Source organism: Paenibacillus sp. JT31N11, assembly GCF_056269285.1.
This window is the reverse complement of record NZ_JBWDNQ010000010.1, coordinates 99,740-121,641: the sequence shown is the minus strand read 5'-3', so window position 1 is coordinate 121,641 and position 21,902 is coordinate 99,740. Positions and strand designations below refer to the sequence as shown.

General features: G+C 54.3%; 15 protein-coding genes. 5 read left to right on the top strand and 10 right to left on the bottom strand.

From position 1 onward, the window contains the following. Positions 1–92: 92 nt before the first annotated feature. Genes AC0YNV_RS27970 through AC0YNV_RS27955 form a run of 4 tightly spaced genes read right to left on the bottom strand, consistent with a single transcriptional unit; the run spans position 93 to position 4,883 of the window. The gene (locus tag AC0YNV_RS27970) at positions 93–1,649 is read right to left on the bottom strand and encodes an FGGY family carbohydrate kinase (protein WP_475770982.1); all 1,557 of its coding nucleotides are present in this window, start codon (positions 1,647–1,649) and stop codon (positions 93–95) included. Further along, positions 1,646–2,596 carry a transketolase family protein gene (locus AC0YNV_RS27965; RefSeq protein WP_475770981.1) on the bottom strand — a complete coding sequence of 317 codons (951 nt, stop codon included), beginning with the start codon at positions 2,594–2,596 and terminating at the stop codon, positions 1,646–1,648. The genes AC0YNV_RS27970 and AC0YNV_RS27965 overlap by 4 nt, the downstream gene beginning before the upstream one ends. After that, positions 2,580–3,449 carry a transketolase gene (locus AC0YNV_RS27960; protein WP_475770980.1) on the bottom strand — a complete coding sequence of 290 codons (870 nt, stop codon included), beginning with the start codon at positions 3,447–3,449 and terminating at the stop codon, positions 2,580–2,582. Before AC0YNV_RS27960 ends, AC0YNV_RS27965 begins: the two co-directional genes overlap by 17 nt. A 3-nt stretch (positions 3,450–3,452) precedes the next feature. Then, positions 3,453–4,883, bottom strand: coding sequence for an L-fucose/L-arabinose isomerase family protein (locus tag AC0YNV_RS27955; RefSeq protein ID WP_210045223.1), 1,431 nt, complete (start codon positions 4,881–4,883; stop codon positions 3,453–3,455). A 435-nt stretch (positions 4,884–5,318) separates the two neighbouring features. On the opposite strand from AC0YNV_RS27955, the gene AC0YNV_RS27950 reads away from it, so the two are divergent. Continuing rightward, positions 5,319–6,374 (top strand): LacI family DNA-binding transcriptional regulator, encoded by a 1,056-nt coding sequence (locus AC0YNV_RS27950; protein WP_475770979.1) that lies wholly within the window; start codon positions 5,319–5,321, stop codon positions 6,372–6,374. A gap of 117 nt (positions 6,375–6,491) precedes the next feature. Here the strand turns inward: AC0YNV_RS27950 and AC0YNV_RS27945 are convergent, their stop codons facing one another. Continuing rightward, the gene (locus tag AC0YNV_RS27945; RefSeq protein ID WP_475770978.1) at positions 6,492–7,616 is read right to left on the bottom strand and encodes an N-acetylmuramoyl-L-alanine amidase; all 1,125 of its coding nucleotides are present in this window, start codon (positions 7,614–7,616) and stop codon (positions 6,492–6,494) included. A 168-nt stretch (positions 7,617–7,784) separates the two neighbouring features. After that, positions 7,785–8,900 carry a PQQ-dependent sugar dehydrogenase gene (locus tag AC0YNV_RS27940; RefSeq protein ID WP_475770977.1) on the bottom strand — a complete coding sequence of 372 codons (1,116 nt, stop codon included), beginning with the start codon at positions 8,898–8,900 and terminating at the stop codon, positions 7,785–7,787. Between the two features lie 189 nt (positions 8,901–9,089). Here AC0YNV_RS27940 and AC0YNV_RS27935 point away from each other — a divergent pair, with 189 nt between their 5' ends. The 3 genes from AC0YNV_RS27935 to AC0YNV_RS27925 all read left to right on the top strand — a co-directional run bounded on the left by AC0YNV_RS27935 (position 9,090) and on the right by AC0YNV_RS27925 (position 14,927). Further along, on the top strand, positions 9,090–10,307 hold the full coding sequence (locus tag AC0YNV_RS27935; protein WP_475770976.1) for an AI-2E family transporter: 1,218 nt from the start codon (positions 9,090–9,092) through the stop codon (positions 10,305–10,307). A gap of 140 nt (positions 10,308–10,447) precedes the next feature. Then, complete coding sequence (locus AC0YNV_RS27930) at positions 10,448–11,995, top strand: MDR family MFS transporter (protein WP_475770975.1); 1,548 nt, start codon at positions 10,448–10,450, stop codon at positions 11,993–11,995. Positions 11,996–12,311: 316 nt separating this feature from the next. Then, a complete protein-coding gene (locus tag AC0YNV_RS27925; RefSeq protein ID WP_475770974.1) occupies positions 12,312–14,927 on the top strand; it encodes a winged helix-turn-helix domain-containing protein in 2,616 nt (871 codons plus the stop codon). 66 nt (positions 14,928–14,993) lie between these two features. Here AC0YNV_RS27925 and AC0YNV_RS27920 read toward each other — a convergent pair whose 3' ends face one another. From AC0YNV_RS27920 to AC0YNV_RS27910, 3 genes are all read right to left on the bottom strand, one after another. Next, entirely contained in the window at positions 14,994–16,205 is a 1,212-nt protein-coding gene (locus AC0YNV_RS27920) for an MFS transporter (protein WP_475770973.1), read from the bottom strand. A gap of 150 nt (positions 16,206–16,355) precedes the next feature. Beyond that, a complete protein-coding gene (locus tag AC0YNV_RS27915; protein ID WP_475770972.1) occupies positions 16,356–17,222 on the bottom strand; it encodes an MBL fold metallo-hydrolase in 867 nt (288 codons plus the stop codon). 121 nt (positions 17,223–17,343) lie between these two features. Beyond that, positions 17,344–18,687 (bottom strand): TrkH family potassium uptake protein, encoded by a 1,344-nt coding sequence (locus AC0YNV_RS27910; RefSeq protein ID WP_210045232.1) that lies wholly within the window; start codon positions 18,685–18,687, stop codon positions 17,344–17,346. 221 nt (positions 18,688–18,908) lie between these two features. Here AC0YNV_RS27910 and AC0YNV_RS27905 point away from each other — a divergent pair, with 221 nt between their 5' ends. After that, positions 18,909–19,334, top strand: coding sequence for a pyridoxamine 5'-phosphate oxidase family protein (locus tag AC0YNV_RS27905; protein ID WP_475770971.1), 426 nt, complete (start codon positions 18,909–18,911; stop codon positions 19,332–19,334). A 169-nt stretch (positions 19,335–19,503) separates the two neighbouring features. On the opposite strand, the gene AC0YNV_RS27900 is transcribed toward AC0YNV_RS27905, so the two are convergent. Next, a complete protein-coding gene (locus tag AC0YNV_RS27900) occupies positions 19,504–21,888 on the bottom strand; it encodes a glycoside hydrolase family 95 protein (protein ID WP_475771100.1) in 2,385 nt (794 codons plus the stop codon). Between the last annotated feature and the right edge of the window lie 14 nt (positions 21,889–21,902).

The window sequence follows — 21,902 nt, the reverse complement described above, 5'->3', positions numbered from 1 at the left end:
TCCGCTGCTACGGCTTGCTTCTTCGGCTGCCAGCTGCCCAGCCTGCGGCGGCTACGCGATACAGCCTGCCTCTTCGGCTGCCAGCTGCCCAGTTACTGCGGCGCTGCACCGCTGCTACGGTCCGCCTCTTCGGCTGCGAGGACACCCGCTACTGCGGCGTTCCAGCCGCCCATCAGCTCCCGGCGCTTATCGGCTTCCATCCGCGGGGCAAAGATTTGATTTTGCCGGTAGAAGGCGGCTATCTCATCGGAACCGGACCAGAACCCGAGAGCAAGGCCGCCCATATAGGCAGAGCCCAGAGCGGATAATTCCGCCGCCTCCGGAAGGGCGACAGGAGCATCCAGCAGATCCGCCTGAAGCTGCATCAAGAGACCGTTGGCAGTAGCGCCGCCATCCACACGCAGCTCGCTGAGCGGCATTCCCGTCTCCTCCTCAAGCAGCCGGACCGCGCCTGCAACCTGATACGCGATGCTCTCCAGAGCAGCCCTTAGAATATGCCGCCGGTCTGTCGAGCGGTTCATCCCCATAATCGCGGCCCTGGCATGCGGATTCCAATGCGGCGCCCCAAGCCCGACAAAAGCCGGCACCAGGTACACGCCGCCTGCCCCGTCTACAGAAGTGATGGCTTGCTCCAGCTCTTCAAAGGTCTGATAAAGCCCCATCTGGTCGCGGGCCCAGTTCAGACAGTCGCCCGTTGAATGAATCACCGCTTCCAGCGCGTATTCAATGATGCCGTTCAATCCCCAGGCAACAGCCAGTACCAGGCCTCTGCCCGGCATAATCGACTGCGTGCCGATATGCATCAGGACAGATGTTCCTGTGCCATAGGTTCCCTTCGCCATTCCCGGCATTGTACACTGCTGTCCGAACAACGCCGCCTGCGAGTCACCGATCACACCTGCAATAGGCATCTCTACTTCAAGCGGCAACAAAGCCGCATCGGCAATGAATCCATATCCGCTGTCACTCATACGCACCTCGGGCAGCATACCGAGCGGGATGCCGAACAATGCAGCCAGCTCCGCATCCCAGCTCAGCGTATGAATGTTGAACAGCTGCGTGCGGCTCGCATTGGTATAATCCGTTGCGTGGACACGGCCTCCAGTCAGCTTCCAGATCAACCAGCTGTCCACCGTGCCGGCCAGCAGGCGTTCCTTCGGAATAGCAGGATCGGCATGCTCCAGCAGCCACCGCCATTTGCTGGCGGAGAAATACGGGTCAAGCGGCAGTCCCGTCTTGGCCTGCACAAGAGCTTCATGACCTTCACGCTTCAAGCGGTCGCAGTAATCGGCCGTTCGCCGGCACTGCCAGACGATGGCATTGCCGACCGGGAGTCCGCTCACACGGTCCCATATAAGCGCGGTTTCCCGCTGGTTGGTGATGGTTATGCCGGCGATCAGATGAAGCGGGACCCCCGCCTCCTCCACCACTCCCCGGATCGACGCTTTCACATTCTCATACAGCTCCAGCGGATCATGCTCCACCCAGCCTTCGCGCGGATAGATTTGCCTGTGAATCTTCGAGCAGCGGCCGACAATTCTTCCACCGCGATCCGTTACGATCGCCTTGGTCGCTGTTGTGCTCTGATCCACGGTCAGCAGGTACAAGGGCTCTCCCGCCTGTTCATACTCAGCCGGACTAACCGTCATCCCTGGCTCACCATGGCCTGCACCATCTCCTGGGCAATCGATCTTACATTACCGGCACTGAGGCCGTAGTGGTCGAAGATTTCCGACGTCTTGCCCGCAATCGCCGGTTCATCGGGAATTCCCAGAATCCGGACCGGAACGGGTCTGCTGCCCGCGGTTACTTCCGCAACGGCGGCACCGAGTCCGCCGAAGATGCTGTGCTCCTCCAGCGTAATAATGGCACCCGTCTCTGATGCTGCCGCCACAATAGCCGCCTCATCGAGCGGTTTGATCGTGTGCATGTTGAGCACGCGTGCATGAATGCCTTCCTTCTCCAGAAGCGCAGCGGCATCCAGCGCAATGCGCACGGTTTCGCCTACGGCAATCAGCGTAATATCGCTGCCTGCCTTCATCTGCACGGCTTTGCCGAGCTGGAACTCGTAATCGTCCGATTCATAAACATCCTCAACGGGGTTGCGCCCGATGCGCACATAAGCCCCGCCCTCATGGCCGGCTAATGCCCTGGTCATCGCTTTCGTCTCGTGACGGTCAGCCGGAACCACAACTGTAAGTCCCGGTATCGCCCGCATGACCGCGAAATCCTGCAGGGAATGGTGGGACATGCCAAGCGCTCCGTAGCTGACGCCGCCGCTAATGCCGACCAGCTTGACGTTCGTGGAGGAATAAGCCACGTCAACCTTCACCTGCTCGATGCTTCTCATGCTGAGGAAGCAGGCAGGCGAAGTAACGAAAGGCTTTTTGCCGCTGTGCGCGAGACCTGCCGCGATGCCGACAATATTTTGCTCGGCGATGCCTGTTTCCACAAACTGCTCGGGGAAGGCCTTGGCGAACGGCGCCATAGCGGCCGATCCGCGCGAATCGCTGGCCAGCACCATAATATCCCGATCCTCTTGGGCAAGCTCCAGCAGCGTTTCGCACATAATCTGACGATTAGGAATGGTTTGCATGGGCTCCGCTCCTTTCTGTTTCCGGGGCCAGCGCGCCAAGCGCCGACTCCAGCTCTTCAATAGCCAGCCGCAGCTGCTCGTCATTTGGCACATGGTGATGCCATTCCGGGCGGTTCTCGGCGAAGGAAATCCCTTTGCCTTTGACCGTGTTGAGAATTAGCATGGTTGGCTTGCCCTTCTCCTGCGGTGCTTGGGAAAGCGAACGCTGCAGCTGTCCGAAATCATGGCCGTCAATTTGCTCCACCCGCCAGCCGAAAGCTTCCCACTTGTTGTCCAGCGGATCCATCCCCATCACATCCTCCGTGCTGCCGCTAATCTGCAGACGGTTGCGGTCCACCATACCGATCAAATTATCCAACCCGTAATGCGCGCCTGCCATAGCCGCCTCCCACACGGAGCCTTCCGCCTGCTCCCCGTCGCCCATCAGACAGAACACCCGGTAATCCCGCTGGTCCTTCTTTCCTGCCAGCGCCATGCCGACAGAGACGGATAAGCCATGCCCCAGCGCGCCGGTGTTCATCTCGATACCCGGCACTTTGTTGTTGGGATGCCCGATCAGCCGCGTGCCGAACTGGCAGTAGGTTTCAAGCTCTTCTTTTGGAAAATAGCCCAGATCGGCCAGTATGCACCACAATGATTCCACCGAGTGGCCCTTGCTGGCGATAAAACGGTCGCGGCCTTGCCATTTCGGATTCTTCGGATCATGCCGCATGACGCTGTAATAAAGCGTTGTCAGCACATCCGTGTTGCTGAGCGACCCGCCTGTGTGCCCCATTTTGGCCCGATGGATGATGCGAAGCAGGTCCATGCGGATCTGCAGCGATTTGCGTTTGAGCTCCAGTGTTGCTGTCATGTTTTAGACACTTCCTCTCAGCCACGCCCGGATTTGCGCTTCCGTCGGATCCACCGGATCAGGCGTCAGACCTGGAATATAATTGCATGCCTCATACAGAGGCGGGATGACGTTCGCATGAATACCTACGGAATGATGAACATAAGGACCGGTAACCAGCTTCTCTTCCCACAGCGGCCAATCGTTGACTTCCACCCAGACATAGGATCCCCGTGTAAAAGGTCCCTGAATTCCGCGCGCCTTGCCCAGAAACAGCGAATATTCGCCATGGTCGCCGTCGAAGCGGGCAAGCGTCATATCGCCGCCGCGGATCTCGCCCTCATGGGTCCCCGGAGAATGATCGTCGAACAGAAAATGCTTGCGCAGCTTCGGCTTCTCCTCCACGGACAGCGAGACCGGGAAGTTGCCGCAGTGGAACAGCAGCTCGCCGTTGGCATTCTCCGGATGGCGGATCGTCAGATCGGCGAAAAAGGTCGGCGCCTCGTTCATAGCTGCGGATTGCACCATGATGGAGGTAATCGCACCGTGAATATCCGTTTCGCAGGTAACCGGGATCTGTTCATCGGTGAGCAGCGCATTGGCCAGACACGGCATGATGCCGATCGCTTCCTGCAGAGAAGACCAGCACTGGATCGCGATTGCGCTGCTGCCGGTTTCGACGGCAAACTGCTTCATCGCCACCTTCAGCGCAGCCACGCGCCGCACATCATCATCAGTCACCTCGGTAATATCCATCCGGGAGCGGATGAAGTCCACAGCCTCCAGCATTTCGCTGCTGTTCTTCTTCTCCTGGCGCTGTGCGGCTCTTGTGATATCCACCAGCGTAATGGGATGGATCTCGATGCCGAAGCGCTCCAGCAGCTCGCCTTCATTGACCATCATCGTCCAGAACGATGCGGGTCGCGGGGCAATCTGCAGAATCCGCAGCGAGCGGAAATGCCGGACCACGTTCGAGGCGGCGACGAAATTTTTGAAGCCCCGCTCAAATACCGGATCATCCACCCGGCTGTTGGTCACATAGGTGTAAGGGACATTGAAGCGGCGCAAAATCTTGCCTGTCGCGAACAGCCCGCACTGGGTATCGCGCAGACGCATGCCATCCTCCAGCGGAGCCTCGTCACGCGGTCCCCAGAGCAGCGCCGGCTTGCCAAGCGCCTTGGCCACACGGGCAACCGTATCCTCGGTCCCGAAATTGCAGTGCGGGAAAAATACCGCATCCACCTTCTCCTGACGGAACCGGTCGGTTATCAGATCGGCCCCGATATTATCGTTGTACAGAAGCCCTTCCTCATTCAGCCCCTCAAGATCGACAATCTCGATATCCATGCCGAAGGATTGTATTTTCTCGCGGATAAGCACCTTATACTTGAAGGCATCCTCGGCGCTAAACACGAAACGGCGGGTAGGCGCGTAACCCAGCTTTAATTTTTTCATTAATGGCGGTCTCCTTCTGCTTATGATGCCATGCAGTAACCTTGGCGCGGAGAAAGATTCATCTCCAGTAAACTTCAGAGCATTACAAGTACGGAATGCTCTCTGAGGTATCCAATAACTTTCCTACCACAGATCCACTAAACAAAATTAAAAAATTAAGAAAAATAACTAAATAATTTAACTGAACACAGTCATCATTCCTACTTTACGGATTCAACAAAACCACTTTCACTTTCTCCTTAAACTCATCCTATCACCGGTTTTTAGCTCCGTCAATACGATTATTTAGTAAATTCGATCATTTATTAAACTGTATCAACTAAACAACACGTAATTAGTTTAGTTCCATCTTGCAAAGTTGTCATAAAACGTTGTACACTAAACTCAACTAAATCTTCATAAACGAAAGCTTAATCAGGAATGGAGTAACCTGTTGTGAAAATGGAAGATATCGCCAAGCTGGCCCAGGTATCCAAATCCGCCGTTTCTCTCGCGCTGAGCGGCAAGCCCGGCATAGGTCCGGAGACCCGCGAGAGAATTCTTCAAATCGCCCGGGACCAAGGCTACACCCTCAAAGCAAAAAGCCAGCCGGCGGATCGAAGCGGCCGATCCCTGCTGTTCCTTGTATTCTCCAATTCCGGAATCGTCCTGGAGAAGTATTACCAGCAGCCTTTCTTTCGGGAATTGATTCATTTTATCGAAGAGCGCTGCCGCCAGAAGGGATATTCGCTGGTATTTTCCTCTGTGGATATGGAATCCTTCGACAGCGACGTCCAGTCGATTGCGGATGAGAACCAGACCAGCGGCGTCATCCTGCTGGGTACGAATCTGGACCGCCACAGCGTTGAGAATCTGTCGGACAAATGGCCGAATCTCGTTGTGCTCGATACCTGCTTCGAGACGCTGCCTGTTCATTTTCTGGAAATCAATAATGTGATGGGCGCTTATCAGGCGGGAACTTACTTGTGCGACATCGGCCACCGCGAAATCGGTTATGTGGCTTCGGATGTGCGCATTCATAATTTTGATGCGCGCAGGCGGGGGTTTATGGCATCGCTGGCCGAGCGCGGGCTCAGTGTGGCGGAGGATCATACCTTCTATGTCGCGCCTACGATACTTTCTTCTCAGGAGGCAATGCGCAAGCAGCTGGAAGGTTATATTCAGGAGGGCGGCAAGCTGCCGACAGCCTTGTTCTGCGAATGCGATTATATTGCGATCAGCGCAATGAAGACGCTGACCGAGCTTGGCTTCCGGATTCCGGAGGATATCTCTGTGATCGGCTTTGACAACATTAGCGAGTCCGTTATTGTCACGCCGGAGCTGACGACCATTCATGTCGACAAGGAGCAGCTGGCCCGCATGGCTGTAGATCTGCTTATTGATTCCATTGACGGCATTCGCGGGGTCAAAATCAAGACGGCGGTGGATACAAAGTTCATTGAGCGGCTGTCCTGCAGTGCGCCGGCGGTTCTCTCGGAAGCCAAAGCCTAGAAAGGCCTGTGAACCAATAGACAGGCGAGCGGATAGACATGAAAAGGGCCGTGACTTCCAAAAGTGTATTTTGGAAGTCACGGCCCTTAAAATGCAATCGGTCAGCTATAGCAACAATCAATCGAAATAATCTTCAATTCCCTCGGCGATCGCGGCTGCCGCTTTCTGCTGATAGCCGGATTTTCGGACAAGGGACTCGTCCTTCTTGTTGGACAGGAATCCCAGCTCAATCAGAGCGGAGGGAGTACCATTCTCGCGCAGTACATGGTAGTCGCCAAACGAAATCCCGTTGCTGTCCAGCTCCATCCCGTCGGCAAGCCGGGATTCGATCGCTCTGGCCAGAGGCCTGTCCTTGGACTCCGAATAATAAAAGCTGAGCGTTCCCGATGCCTTGGTTTCGGAAGAATTATAATGGATGCTGATGAATGCGTCTGCATGGGCGGATCCGCTAATTTGAACCCTCTCTCCGAGACTGGGCTTTTCCTTGTCCTTCGTTCTCGTCATGACGACGCTTGCCCCGCGGGCGCGGAGCTCTTGCTCCAGATAGAACGAGGTGCTCAGCGTCAGATCCTTCTCCATCGTTTTCTGCGTCGTGCCGATCATTCCCGGATCATCTCCGCCATGCCCGGGATCCACGACAATCGTTTTTCCGTGAAGCCCGTTTGAACTCTTGGAGGAATGGCTCGTGGATACGACGGAATTGCCGGAGCCTCCACTGATATATCGGTCAGATACCCATCCTGCCTGTCCGTTCGAAGTCTGGATCTTCACCCAGCCGCTCTGGCTGCCCATAATGGCAACCTGCTGGCCTTTGGCGAGACCGCCCACAACCTCGTACTTCGTTCCTGCACCTGAGCGGATTCGTAACGAATCGGCAGTAACAGTAGCTTCTGTTTGTTTGGCAGTTTTCTTCGGTTCTGTCTTCAGTTGTGTCTTGGACGCTTCTGAAGTTTGGACCGTGCCGTCAACCTTCTTCAAATAATAGCCTGCCACCCAGCCCGAAACCTTGCCGGAATTGATCTGCAGCCAGCCATACTCGTCTTCCTTGGAGACACTCACCAGCTGGCCGTTCTTCAAGGCGCCTACAATGTTCCCTTTCAGAGAAGCCTCGCTGCGTACGTTAAGTAAATTAATGACGACCTTGGCCGTGTAGCTTTCATCAGCTTTCGCCGAAGCCGGGATGATGGATGAAATACTAAACAGCACACAGATCAAAATTGCCAGATATCCAATTTTTTTCATAGAGGTCCCCTTTAGTATTCGTTTTAATAGAGCCGTAGGATTATTAGTATACCAGCATTTACCGGATTCTTGGAGACTAAATCTTTACAATTCCTGATTCTGATAGAGAAAAATAAGAGAATCACAGGCAAACAGCCCGTATATTAAGCGCTTTCAGGCCACCTTTCTTCATCCGTTTGTCAAACGCAGCAGCCTGTCATCCTGCCCGGCCGGATTTCCGCGGCCATCCGTGTTGTTAGTAATCACGTAGACAGCCCCATCATGAATTTTGACATCTCTCAGACGGCCCTCGCTTCTCACAACCACTTCGTTCGTGGACGCATCAGGCGAGAATTTGAGCAGCGATTCGCCGCGAAGTCCCGTCACCAGCCATTCACCCTGAGCATTCGCCGTCATCCCGGAGGGAGCAAGCGTACTGTCTCCGGTATGATAGACGGGTGGTGTCATTCCTTCCTTAGTCTCATCGCCAATCACCTCAGGCCAGCCGTAATTAAGACCGGGCTCAATCCGGTTCAACTCATCATGGCCGCCCGGAACCGCGGACGGACCATGCTCAGAGCTGTACAGCTCCCCTTGATCATTCCAGGCAAGCCCCTGCGGATTGCGGTGACCATAGCTGTATACATAGGAATTCTCAAAGGGGTTATCCTCCGGCACGGAGCCGTCCGTCTTCATCCGTAATATTTTACCTGCCAGACTGTTCAGATCCTGGGCATTCTCTTCACGCTGCGCATCGCCTGTCGTGATGTACAGATGGTTGTCCGGCCCGACTGCCAGCCGGTCCCCGTCATGGTTTGACGCGCCGGGTATCCCGTCAAGCAATATCCGCTCCTCCAGCCAGCCGGCCTCCCCATTCTCCCGGATTACGGCTACCCGGTTGAATAATTCACTATTTTGCTCATAGGTATAATAAATGTAGGCCTGCTTCGTGGATGCGAAATCAGCGGCCAGCACAAAGCCCAGCAGTCCTCCCTCGCCCTCCTGCTTCACGGGATTGCTCAGCTGCAGCTTCTGCCTTGTCATCTGCCCGTCCTTGATCTGTACGATAGCGCCATCGCGCTCGCTGACATAGATGAGATCCCCGCTAAAATCAATTGCCCACGGCGACTGCAGCCCCTCCGCCAGCACCTCATAGCCTGCTCCCCCATCCCCTTCGGCCCGGCTCGTCTGCCGATCCACATCGATAGGCTCCGCCGGATTGGCGGCGCGGTTCGATTCATTCCCGCAAGCTGTAAGCATCATCGTCAACAGGACACCGCACATCATCGTCTTTGCTTTTAACATGATCGATACCTCCGTTTGTTGGTGTTTTGGACGTTAAACTTCTCCCTCCAGCAGTTAATTGTTTGCAAAACTGATCATACGGGTATAAATTTGCGTTTGGACGATAGGCTAATGTGCAATAATAGGAGAAACATCATAGAGATGAAATAAACATGATGTTATTAACGGAAGAAGAGGGGAATTGATTGCATGCCGGAGCGTTCGCGTGTTTGGTCGGAGCGGTTTCGCTATTTATTCTTGAATAACCGCTTTGTGCTATTTTTATTTGTTCTATTGTTAATTGGACTCAACATTATGATCTTTAATCACGTGTCCTACATCTTCAACCCGCTCATTGCGCTGATCAAGACCGTTGTGCTGCCCCTGATTCTTTCCGGCGTCGTCTACTATCTGGTCAATCCGTTGGTCGACGACATGGAGCGCAGAGGAATCAAACGGATTTACGGGATTCTGATTCTTTACCTGCTGATTATCAGTTTGATTGTCATCGCGGTTGTGGCTGTTATTCCGCTTATCCGCAACCAAATTACGAGCTTGATAGAAAATATACCAGACTACAGCGAAGATGCCCAGCAAAAAATCAAACAGTGGACCGGCAGCGACTTCTTCAGCGAAGTCCAGGCAACACTGGGCTTCCATACTGCCGATTTGACGAAGACCATCACTTCGAGGGCCTCCGATTTCTTCGCCAACGCCTGGACCCGGATCGGCGGGGTTTTGGGTGTGGTGACCGAGGTTGTGCTTGCGGCTGTGACGCTTCCTTTCATCTTGTTTTACCTGCTCAAGAACGGCCGCGATCTCCCCCGTTTCATTCTGCAGTTCATTCCTACAGGACTGCGCAAGGAAACCCGGCGTGTCATGGTGGAGATGAATGATCAGATCGCCTCCTATATTCGAGGACAGATTATTGTCAGCTTCTGTATCGGCGGTCTTTTGTACATCGGCTACCTGATTATCGGGCTGGAATATTCACTGGTGCTTGCGATTATGGCTGCCTGTACGAGCATCGTTCCCTATCTGGGGCCCGTCATCGCGATAACCCCGGCGCTTATTGTGGCAACGGTCACATCGCCGGCCATGCTGCTCAAGATGGTCGTCGTCTGGACCATAGTTCAGCTGGTTGAAGGCAAATTCATCTCGCCGCAAATTATGGGGAAGACGCTGCGTATTCATCCGGTCACCATCATCTTCGTCATTCTGACAGCCGGCAATCTGTTCGGCATTCTCGGCATTATTGTCGCCGTTCCCGGCTATGCCGTGCTCAAGGTGATCTGCACCCATGTCTTCCACTGGATCCAGCTGCGTTCCGGCTTGTATCCCCCTGACGATCTTCAGGAATCCACCACAAAAAGCGGCATTATGCTGAGCGAAAACAACCCCTCGCCTGAATCCGAGCAGCAAGAATAACCCGAAACAGCTGAAATTATTTTCGTAGACGAAGTTCCCTGACACCCTGTTGTCAGGGGTCTTCGTCTATAATGAAGCAGACAAGTGAGAGATAGCAAAAAGAAAAAGAAATCTTAAGATGAGTGAGGCGTTCAAAGAAAATGACAACAACAGCGCAAGGAAATAAGGTGGGGATCGTTCTTGCCGGTCTGCTGCTCGGTATTCTCATGGCTTCCATGGACAACACGATTGTCGCTACGGCTATGGGAACGATTGTCGGGGAGCTGGGCGGCCTGGACAAATTCGTATGGGTCACATCGGCTTATATGGTTGCCGAAATGGCGGGCATGCCGATATTCGGTAAATTATCGGATATGTACGGGCGCAAGAAATTCTTTATCTTCGGTATTCTGGTCTTTATGCTGGGCTCTATTCTATGCGGTACAGCCACAACGATTGTAGAGCTCAGTATCTACCGCGCGATACAGGGCATCGGCGGCGGCGCGCTTATCCCGATCGCTTTCACCATCATGTTCGATGCCGTGCCTCTTGAGAAACGGGGCAAGCTGGGCGGATTGTTCGGGGCGGTATTTGGCCTCTCCAGCATCTTCGGGCCGCTACTGGGCGCTTACATAACGGACTATATCGCCTGGGAATGGGTTTTTTATATTAATCTGCCGATTGGGATTATCGCTTTCCTGATGGTTGCTATATTCTACAAGGAATCGCATGAGCATTCGCAGCAAAAAATCGACTGGCTTGGCGCATTTACGCTTGTCGGCGGCATCGTCTGCCTGATGTTCGCGCTTGAGCTCGGAGGCAAGCAGTACGCCTGGGATTCCGCAATGATACTTGGTTTGTTCGCTGCCTTCGTCGTGCTGGCCCTGCTGTTTCTGTTCGCCGAGACGCGCGCCAAGGAGCCGATTATCTCCTTTGCCATGTTCAAAGACAAGCTGTATGCTTCCAGCAATGTGATGGCCCTGCTCAGCGGAGCGGCGTTCATTACAGCCTCCGTCTATATTCCGATCTTCATCCAGGGCGTTCTGGGAGGCAAAGCAACCAACTCCGGTCTGGTCCTTCTCCCTATGATGGTAGGTTCTGTCGTAACGGCAACCCTTGGCGGTACGCTGCTGACCAAAACCAGCTACCGTTCCATTATGCTGCCTACTCTGGCATTGCTTGCAGCGGGTGTGGCGCTGCTCACGACGATCGGCCCCGATTCCTCCAAGCTCATAATCCGTGTATATATGGTGCTTGTAGGTCTTGGCATCGGCGCTTCCTTCTCCGTGCTGAGCAATGCGGCGATTCATTCCGTGAGTGCCCGGCAGCGCGGCTCCGCCAGCGCCACGCTGAATTTCCTCCGTTCGCTTGGCATGACGCTCGGCATCACGGTCTTCGGCATAATTCAGAGTCATTTGTTTATGAACAGGATGAGTGAATCCTTTGCCGGGGGAAGCGGCAGCGGCGAGGCTCAGATACCGGAAGGCATAGACTTGAGCGACCCTCATGCCCTCTTGTCGCCGGAGCTGCGGGCAAATATCCCGGAGCAGGTGCTGGACAAAATATCGATTGCGCTCTCGTCCTCGATCACGCATACTTTCGCCTGGGCAATCATTCCGGCCGCCCTCGCCTTCTTCGCAGCCTTTGCCATGGGCCGGGACAAAATGGATCCCGCAAGCGAAGGCCAAGGCTCCAGCGCAACGCATTAAAAGCTGGCGTTATCGCCAGCTCGCTGCAGAAGGCAGCTCCAAAAAAAGAATTGAAAAAAAAGTGGTTGAACAAGGCGATCGCCTGCTCAGCCACTTTTTCTTTGTGGTCCATTTCAATGAGAAGATTCACTTTATTCTTCATGAATAATGTATAGCACACAAAAACCCTCCCAATATATGCATAATATAATATAATTCAATAGTAAATTTCTGATAATAAGGATTATTTTCATATTTAACACTATCACCTGTTGAGTCTAATAAATTACAGTATAATATAGTCATCACAATGACTGACTTGCCTCATGGAGGAACGATGATTTCCGAAACTATTTTACTGAAAACCAAGACAAGCCTTCCCGCATCCCGGGACAAGCAATTGCTGCGGACCCGGCTCATGGATGCCATAACACATAATCTTGCCGGCAAACTGACGACGGTCATCGCTCCGGCCGGCTTCGGCAAAACAACGCTGCTCACGCAAACGATTCACCATCATCAGCTTTCCGCAGCATGGGTATCATTGGATGACCGGGATAACGACTCCATACGGTTCTGGCGTTATGTCATGCAGGCCGTGATCGCTGCCGGTTCTCCCCTGCTGTCCGAACGACTCTCCCCCTTGGGGCAGCTGCTGCCGGGAATGACGATTTATACCTTCCTGGATGCTTTCATTAACGAACTGATCGATATTCCCGGGTCTCTTGTCATCGTGCTGGATGATTACCATCGTATAGCCGATGAACGGATTCATGAAGGCCTGTCCTATTTCATAGATTATCTGCCCGACCACATTCATGTGATTATTTCGAGCCGCGCAGAGCTTCCCTTTGCCACCTCCAAGTGGAGGGTCCGGGAACAGTTCGACGAACTGGCAATCGGGCAGCTTCAGTTTACTCTGGAGGAAACGCAAGCCTTCTACCGCGAGGTATCCCACTTGCCGCTTTCGCCAGGACAGATTAAGCGATTGTTTGAACGGACCGAGGGCTGGGTGGCCGGACTCCAGCTGGTATCCATCTCGCTGCGCTCCACCATGGACTATGACCGCTATATCGACAGCTTCAGCGGCCTTCACCGCAATATCTCCGATTATTTATTCAATGAGGTCATGGCTAATTTGCCTTCTGCCATCCACAACTTTCTGCTGCAAACATCTGTACTGGAGCGTATAAATGCAGCTCTATGCAACGATGTGACGGGCAAGACGGACGGGCAGGACATGCTGACCAAGCTCAGGACCATGAATTTATTTCTTATCCCGCTGGATCCAGCCGATACGTGGTTTCGCTACCATCATTTGTTCTCCGAATTTCTGCGCAGTCTGATCAGACGGAACCACCCTCTGCTGTGGAGCCAGGGAAACCGCTCGGCCAGCAGATCCTTCATGGCGCAGGGGATGACGGATGAAGCGATCAATCACGCGATTCTGGGCGAGGATTATGAATATGCCATACATCTGCTGGGCGAGCAGGCTCCGGTTCTGTTCCAACGCGGGGAATTCTCCACCCTGCTGCGCTGGTTTGAAGCGATAGAACAGCGCACGGAGCTGCCCTCCGGCCTGTCCCTTCTGCATTCCTTCATGCTTGTTGTAACAGGGCAGTTAGTCCGTGCGGCTGCAGCTCTGGCGCGCATTGAAGAGCGCCATCTGCCGAAAGCTGATGCCGGCGAGCGCCGTCAAATCCGGAGCGGACTGCTTTTTGTCAAATCGAATCTGGTCTTCTACAATTATGATTTTGCCGGCTGGTACCGGTTTTCCGAGGAGATTACCGGTGAAGTTCTGCCCGAGAATCCGATCTTTTATAATTTTAATTACAATATGTCCGAACCGCTCGTCAGGCGCACGGCAATGGGACTGAAGGGGGTATTGTCTCCGGATACGGAAGCGATCGCCTGTCAGTTCATGGGCTTGATTGAATCCCATGGCTGGAAGGATTCGCTGATTAACCTGTATGTGAACCAGTCGCTTGCCGAGGGCTTGTATGAATGGAACCGGTTGGACGAGTCGCTGGCCTGCCTGCGTAAAGGGGAACAGTCGCCGCGTTTTGAGGAAATCGCCGGATTGTATGTCCCTGGGCAGATTACACTGGCAGGCCTCCAAGCGGTAAGGGGCAGCATGGAGCAGGCGGTCGACACGATCCATCATGCTGTGGAACATGTGGTATCGCGGTCGGAGTTTCAGTGGATTCGTCCACTGCGCGTTTTTCTTGCCTGCTTGTATGTCCGGAACGGACAATTGAACAAGGCCAAGCAGGAGCTGAGCGGGCTTCATCTCTCCGCTTTGGACCGGTCGACGCCTGACCGGCTGTTCGAGTTTCTGGCGCTCGCCCGCTATCTGGGAGCCAGGCGCAAGGAAGCCGAGGCGCTCCGGCTTCTCGGTATCATGAAGCCGCAGGCCGAGCGGGAGAAATGCCTGATGAGCCTGACGGAAATCTCCATCCGACAGGCGCTTTTGGAGGCGCAAAGAGGACAGCGCTCCGCTGCTCTGCAATATTTGCGCGAGGCGCTGATGATTGGAGAAGCAAACGGCTATATCCGCAGCTTTGTGGACGAGGGCAAAGCCATGGCGGCTTTGCTGCGGGCCTGCCAGATTGAACGCAGCCGCTGCGCTGACGTTAGCCAGGGCATATCGGAGGCTTACTTAGCCAAGCTGCTGGGCTTGTTCCCTGAGAACCGGGAGCCGGGACTTGCCAAGGGATCGCTGATCGAGCCGCTGACACAGCAGGAGCTGGTCATTATCCAGCTGATAAAGAACGGGTCAGCGAATAAATCCATCGCAAGAGAGCTGTCTTTGACCGAGGGCACGATCAAAGTCTATCTCTCCCGGATCTACGGCAAGCTCGGCGTCTCTTCACGAACCCAAGCCCTGGTCATTGCAGAGGAGCTGCAGCTGCTTGAGCCGCTTGATGCAGATCACAAAGCCCCCGGCGGCTGACAATTGGGTCCGCCGTCTTGAATATGTCGGGTCAGCTGTCAAGCAGCACAGCGCCATACCGCTCAATCAGCGCGCGGCTCCGCTCTCACGGATCGCAACCGCGCGCTGCTGCCCTTTCAATTTATAGATCATGGCGCAGAGTATCAGAGCGCTGCCGTTGATGATAAACACCCAGCGGATCGGCATCCAGGTCCCCAGCAAGCCGCCGATAATAGGTCCGGCCATGGTTGCAATTTGCGACGCCGACTGGTTCAGGCTGAAGGCTCTGCCGCGGAAGGCTGCGTCCGTATTCTGAACGATCATTGCGTTAATAGACGGATAGACTGCCGCGAAGAACAGACCGTAGCCGAACCGCAGTATGCCGAAGCCGATATAATTGGTCACGAAAAACTGCAGCAGATTGCCGATTCCGCCCCCCAGCAGGCCGATGAACAGCATTTTTCCATACCCCATGCGGCTGCCCCATTTGCCCCATCTTGGCGACATCAGCACAGTCGCGATGCCGACGGACGAGAAGATGATGCCCGAGCTTAGCGAGGCGCTGGTCTTCGACACCCCCATCTCGAGCACATACACCGTAATAAGCGGCTCCAGAATCATGACGGAAAAGGTGCTGATGGCTACCATTCCCAGAAGCGTCATGAAGGCGCGGTTCGCCCATGCCATCTTCAGATCGTCGAGAACATGCGAACGCGCGGCGGAGCGGTTGAAATTTTGTTCCTTTGCAAATACCAATGCGATAATGGCAGATAGAAGCACCACCACGCAGGAGAACAGAAACGCACTGCGGTTGCCGTAATAATGGCTGACCACGCCGCCGATAAGCGGACCGACAATACTCCCGGTAGCTCCGGCTGTCGCCATGATGCCCAGCGCATAGCCTGTTTTTTCCTCCGGCGTATTCGTTGCCACAAGCGCGATCGCTGCGGGCACGAAGCCCGCCAGCAAGCCCTGAAATATCCGGACAACCAGAAACCAGTAGGGATCATGAATAAAATAATTAATCAGATACAGCGCCGCCAGACTGAAGCCTGAGCGGATCAGCATCGGCTTGCGTCCGTATTTGTCAGCCAGCGAGCCCCAGAAGGGAGAGATCAGGGCGCTCGCCAGGAAGGTAATGCCAAAGGCGAACCCCGACCAGATTTCCAGATGCTCCGTCACACCAAGATCGGTATTCAGGAATATTGGGAGAAACGGAATGGAAATGGAGTAAGCCGTGCTGCAAAAGAAAACCCCGATCCACAGTACCATCAGATTGCGTTCCCATGAGAATTTCATTGATCGACACGTCCTTTCAGGGAAAAAAGATTACGAATAAAGTGCTGCCCCAGGAATCTGTCCGACGATAGATTGCAACAAAAAGCCAACCCGGCATCTCCTAAAATGACAAGAGACACTGATTGGCTTCCTTCTTATAAAACATTCGCTTTATGTTTGTCTGAACGCGCGGCTTGCGACGTAAACGAATCGCTCCGCCCTTGCCAGAACATGAGCTTTCTGAGTTGGAAAATGCTTGTAGAGGTAGTCGATGAAGTAACCCGGATTCTCCGCGTTGCCTGTGAAAATATCGTAATGCAGCGGTATTACCGTATCGGCTCCGGTGAGGGCTGCAAATTCGGCTGCCTCCCGGTAATCCATATTGCCTATAATCCCCCTGCTGGTCCGAAAGTAATCCCGCCCGTTAATAGGCAGCATGGCCAGGTCAACCTGATGGCCGCGTATTTTCTCCACCAGCCCCGGATAAACAATCGTATCGCCGGCATGGTAGAGGGTTACGCCATTGAGCTCAATCAAATAGCCGACATAGCGGTGGTTGCCCTGCGCATCCTCTTCAAGCTGCTCGTGGGCGGCTGGAACAGGCAGAATCCGCAGCTTGGAATGAATGGTTTGCCAGTTCGCCGGATGAGCGGCATGCAGCTGTTCCGCAGCTGCCCCAAGCTCCAGAAGCTGCGTCCTGCAAGCCTCAGGCGCGACGATGACGGCATTGGGATTATTCGCTGCCAGATGCGGAATGGTCCCCTTGTCCAGATGATCCCCGTGTTCGTGGGTGATGAGACATACATCCGCATTCGTAATGTGGGCCGGTTCAACCGGGGCGGGATACGTGCGGTCAAGTCCTGAATGTACCGCCAGATAGTCCGATACATAAGGATCGACATAGACCGTTATGCCATCTCCTTTGATGATGACGCTTTCCTGACCAAGGAACCAGACCGCCAGGCAGCCGTATGGCACCTGTGTTTCATTGACTTCCTGAATGAACGCTTCTCCGCTTCGAACGCTTTGTTTCTCCATCTCTTCTGTCATGCCTCCCAGACGACGGCTGCACCATCTTTTTACGACCTATTATGTTTAAAAGGTAAACATCATAGTTTTATTCTACTCCTATTTTCCCTGAATTTCTAACCTATTTCTGTTATCCGATAATAATTTTTCCCTCGGGATGGCGGTAAAGCTCCTTGCGAATCCGCGGTTGAAGGGCATAGGCGAGCGTCAAAGCCCCCATCCTTCCGATAAACATCATGATGATGATCACTATTTTACCGCTGGCGGTAAGCTCCGGAGTCAGCCCCAAACTTAACCCCACCGTACCAAAAGCAGAGGTGGTTTCGAACAGCAGCTTCAGGAAAGAATGCGACTGTGTGGTCGACATGATCATCGCGCCGGATACGACCAGGGCGATAGCGATGAACGTAATCATGATGGCTTTGTAGGTATGCTCCTTGGACAGCCGGTTGCGGAACAGGACCACATCCTCGCGCCCGCGCATCATCGTTATGACGGAGCCGATCAGAATAACGAAGGTGGTTACTTTAATGCCGCCTCCCGTCGAACCCGGCGCAGCTCCAATGAACATCAGAATGATCATAAAGAACTGCGTGCTCTCGCGAAGTCCGGTAATATCGATGGTGCTTGTCCCGGCGGAGCGCAGGCTGACGGACTGATAGATGGAGGCCAGCACCTTCCCTCCGGCGTTCAGAGGCCCAAGCGTCAGCGAATTGCTGAATTCCATCATGAAAATAACGAGTCCTCCGAAGACGATCAGGATTCCCGAAGCCGACAGCACCACCTTGCTATGTAAAGAAAGCCGGCGTGTCCTGCGGTATTCAATCAAATCGGACAGGACAATAAAGCCAATCCCTCCAAGAACGATCAGAATCATCGTGATCACATTGATATAAATATCATTGGTATAGGCGATGAAGCTGCCATTGATCAATACGAAACCGGCATTGTTAAAGATGGATATGGAATGAAAAACACCATAATAAAGGGCCTTGCCCAGCGGCATTTCGCTTGCCCAGCGCAGAGCGAGCAGAACGGCAGCAGCGGCTTCCACCGTAAGCGAATAGATGATGACTCTCCGGGAGAGCCGGACAATTCCCTCCATATAGTTCTGATTCATCGCTTCCTTGAGAATAAGGCGCTCCTTCAAGGAAACCCTTTTGCCCCATGCCAGTGCGAACCAGGTTGCCATCGTCATGAAGCCGAGTCCCCCAAGCTGAACCATAACAAGAATCACAATATGGCCGAACAAGGTAAAATGAGTGCTTGTATCCACGACCGAGAGCCCGGTAACGCAGGCAGCCGAAGCCGCCATAAACAGCGCATCCAGAAGCCCCAGCCGCTGACCGGGAATAGACGCGACAGGCAGCGATAACAGCAGTGTACCGATGACAATGATCATGGTGAACCCCATCGCCAGAAACTGGGGAGGTGATATTTTCAGCTTTTTCTGCACCGAACTCAACCGATTCATCTCCGCTCCGATTATTTGCACATCCGGGTGCAACATTTGGTTTACTTTGTTTACCCTCTACAGTGTATCAAAGTCCCCGCTGCGGGACAAAACTTTCATTCCCTCCGGTCTGAAAAAAATCCAGGGCTGACATCCTTAGGCGGTTCGCCGGATGGATAATAGGGTATTATATCTTCTGGGCATTCCCCCAAAATTTAGAACCGATGAGGAGCGATGAGACCATGGCAGTCATTGAGAAGCAGAAGTTGGAGCAGCGCATTACCGCTGCATTGGACAAACATAAATTCGGCTCTTTGGCCACTGTTGAGAATAACAAACCGAAATCACGCTACATGGCCATATTTCACGATGGCTTGAATGTGTATCTGGCGACCGACCGCAAAACGCATAAGGTGGAAGAGCTGCAGCATAACAGCAATATCTCGCTGCTGCTTGGATTTGACGGGAAATCGTCGCCGGAAATTGTAGAAATTGAGGGGACCGCCTCTATCACCAAGGATGATTCTCTTCGGCACAAGCTATGGAATCCTGAGATGAAGCGGTGGTTTAATGGCCCCGACGATCCTGATTATGTGATTCTCGACATTCACGCAGCGCGGATACAATATTCGGATGAGGAAGGCCAGGCGCAGGTGTGGGAGAAGTAAGTCCCAAAAGTCACACAAAAGAACCTCCGGATCCACTGCATTAGTGGAGGCGGAGGTTCTTTTGGCAATGAGATACAGCGCCGGGCGGGGGATGATAATTATGAATTGATTTTCGGGACGCCCCCTAACAGGAATGAAGCTTCTAACTGTGGTTAGCGGTCTTGAAAGCTTATTGCCGGAATATCAATGTGTAAACTTCCCCCGGCTCCGTGTCAAATTCCGCGGCAGATGCCGCATCAGCTGGAGCATTTCCCTTGCCGCTTACCGTAAACAGCTGTCCGCTGCCGATCCGGACCCGGCAGCGGCCTCCCAGACGGGAGATGATCCGGGCCGATTCCAGCACGCCGTCACGCCAGCCCATGCTGATCTCGAAGCCCCCGCGGGCGCACAGCCCCCTTACGCTGCCTTCCTTCCAGGCCTCCGGCAGCGCGGGGAGCAAATGCAGTTCGCCTGCGTGCGATTGCAAGAGCATCTCCGCGATTCCGGCAGTCACGCCGAAATTGCCGTCGATCTGAAAAGGAGGATGGGCGTCGAACAGATTGGCATATACGCCGCCGCGATGAAAATCGATTCGTCCGTCGTCCTCGACTAGCTTCAGCAGATTTCCGATCAGACCCAGTGCCCGGTTGCCGTCCCTGAATCTCGCCCATAGATTCACCTTCCACCCGAGACTCCAGCCGGTTCCGCCATCTCCTCGGCGTTCCAGAGAATTACGGGCAGCCGCGAACAGCTCGGGCGTACCCTCAGACGTCCAGCCATTTCCCGGATAGATATCATACAGATGCGACACATGCCGGTGATGCACGTCCTCGTCCCCGTAATCCTGCGACCACTCCTGAATTCCGCCACGACTTCCAATCTGCGGCGGCAGCAATCGGGAGCTTGCCTCCTGCAGCGTCAGCTTCAAATCGTCATCGATCTCCAATTCATCTGCCGCCTGCATGCAGTGGCTGAACAGCTCGCGGATCAAGCTCATATCCATCGTCGAGGCTTGGCTGAGCGCTGGAGTCCGCCCATCCTCCAGCCGGAAGCGGTGCTCGGGCGAGGTGGACGGCGAGGTAATCAGCCCTCCCCGGCCATCATCGATCATCCAGTCCAGGCAGAACAAGGCGGCCGATTTCATGACAGGATAAGCCTGCTCCCGCAAATAATCGCGACTCCCGCCAAAGCGGTAATGCTCCCACAAATGCTGGCACAGCCAAACGCCGCCCATCGGCCAATTGGCCCATAGCGGATTGCCGTGTCCGTAATCGCCAGGCGGTGCGGATTGCCGCCATAGATCAGAATTATGATGCGCCGTCCACCCTCTTGCGCCATAATGAACCGCCGCCGTCTTCTTCCCGCTCTCGGCAAGCTCGCCGATGAAGCTCAGCAGCGGCTCGTGGCATTCGCCCAGATTGCACACTTCGGCAGGCCAATAATTCATTTGCGCATTAATATTCAACGTATAGTTGCTGCTCCATACCGGCCGCGCATCCTGATTCCAGATGCCCTGCAGATTGGCCGGCTGCGTGCCCGGACGGGAGCTGGCAATCATCAGATAACGCCCATAGTGAAACAGCAATTCAACCAGATGCGGATCCTCCGCTCCGTATTCCGCGATACGGCGGTCTGTCGGCAGCTCTTCCGGAGCCGGGGACGGCCCCAGCTTGAACTCCATCCGTCCGAACAAGGCTCCGTGATCCCTCTTATGGGCTTCAAAAAACTCATCCGCCGGTTTGCCAACCGCCGCGTCCAGCATATTTCTTGAGGCTTCCCGCGGATCGCGCCCCTCTGTTCCCGGACTTCGGTCATAGCCGTTATAGCTTGTGGCCGCTGCAAAATACAGGACGGCGCTGGTCGCTCCTTCGACATGCAGTCCATCCTGGTCTGTCTTCGATGTACCCCCGTCCTCCAGACGCACAACAAGCCTTCCTTCAAAACGCATGGCGGTTGTCGTATCTTCCTGCCCGTAACGCAGAGGCACATCCGTCTCGTAGTAGTTGGGCAGCACGTCCTCCGGACAATAGCCCTGCAGAACGAGCGCATCCCGATCAGGCAGCTGCCTCGACTTCAGGGGACTGCTTAGAGATGCTTTGAAAGTCAGCATGCCGGGCCGGCTGGCCGTTAAACGAACGGCTATAACCTGATCGGGATGGGATGCGATTATTTCTCTCGTATAAACAGTCTGCCCGATTCGGTAGGTGACCTTTGCCATGCCTTCCGCCAGATCCAGCTCCCTCTCGTATTCCTCCGTCAGCTGGCCGTGATAGAAGTGGAGATGCAAATTTCCAAAGGGCATGTAAGATTGCGTATAAGGCCCCATCATGGAGGATTTGCTGAGGGCTTCGGCTTCCTCATAGCGTCCGTCTGCTACCAGCTGGCGAATCTCGTCCAGCGCCTCCCGGGCAAGCGGGTTATTCCAGTCCCGTGGGCCGCCCGACCAGAGCGTGTCCTCGTTGAGTCCGATCCGCTCCGTATCCACGCCTCCGAACACCATGGCCCCAAGCCGGCCATTCCCTACAGGCAGCGCCTCGGTCCACAGCCGGGCCGGGATGTCATAGGTCAATTTCATCATTTGCAGCCTCC

Bases quoted from the DNA above. Each gene is read 5' to 3' on its own strand.
- AC0YNV_RS27970 (WP_475770982.1), bottom strand. From the start codon at position 1,649: ATGACGGTTAGTCCGGCTGAGTATGAACAGGCGGGAGAGCCCTTGTAC.
- AC0YNV_RS27965 (WP_475770981.1), bottom strand. From the start codon at position 2,596: ATGCAAACCATTCCTAATCGTCAGATTATGTGCGAAACGCTGCTGGAG.
- AC0YNV_RS27960 (WP_475770980.1), bottom strand. From the start codon at position 3,449: ATGACAGCAACACTGGAGCTCAAACGCAAATCGCTGCAGATCCGCATG.
- AC0YNV_RS27955 (WP_210045223.1), bottom strand. From the start codon at position 4,883: ATGAAAAAATTAAAGCTGGGTTACGCGCCTACCCGCCGTTTCGTGTTT.
- AC0YNV_RS27945 (WP_475770978.1), bottom strand. From the start codon at position 7,616: ATGAAAAAAATTGGATATCTGGCAATTTTGATCTGTGTGCTGTTTAGT.
- AC0YNV_RS27940 (WP_475770977.1), bottom strand. From the start codon at position 8,900: ATGTTAAAAGCAAAGACGATGATGTGCGGTGTCCTGTTGACGATGATG.
- AC0YNV_RS27935 (WP_475770976.1), top strand. From the start codon at position 9,090: ATGCCGGAGCGTTCGCGTGTTTGGTCGGAGCGGTTTCGCTATTTATTC.
- AC0YNV_RS27930 (WP_475770975.1), top strand. From the start codon at position 10,448: ATGACAACAACAGCGCAAGGAAATAAGGTGGGGATCGTTCTTGCCGGT.
- AC0YNV_RS27925 (WP_475770974.1), top strand. From the start codon at position 12,312: ATGATTTCCGAAACTATTTTACTGAAAACCAAGACAAGCCTTCCCGCA.
- AC0YNV_RS27920 (WP_475770973.1), bottom strand. From the start codon at position 16,205: ATGAAATTCTCATGGGAACGCAATCTGATGGTACTGTGGATCGGGGTT.
- AC0YNV_RS27915 (WP_475770972.1), bottom strand. From the start codon at position 17,222: ATGGAGAAACAAAGCGTTCGAAGCGGAGAAGCGTTCATTCAGGAAGTC.
- AC0YNV_RS27910 (WP_210045232.1), bottom strand. From the start codon at position 18,687: ATGAATCGGTTGAGTTCGGTGCAGAAAAAGCTGAAAATATCACCTCCC.
- AC0YNV_RS27905 (WP_475770971.1), top strand. From the start codon at position 18,909: ATGGCAGTCATTGAGAAGCAGAAGTTGGAGCAGCGCATTACCGCTGCA.
- AC0YNV_RS27900 (WP_475771100.1), bottom strand. From the start codon at position 21,888: ATGAAATTGACCTATGACATCCCGGCCCGGCTGTGGACCGAGGCGCTG.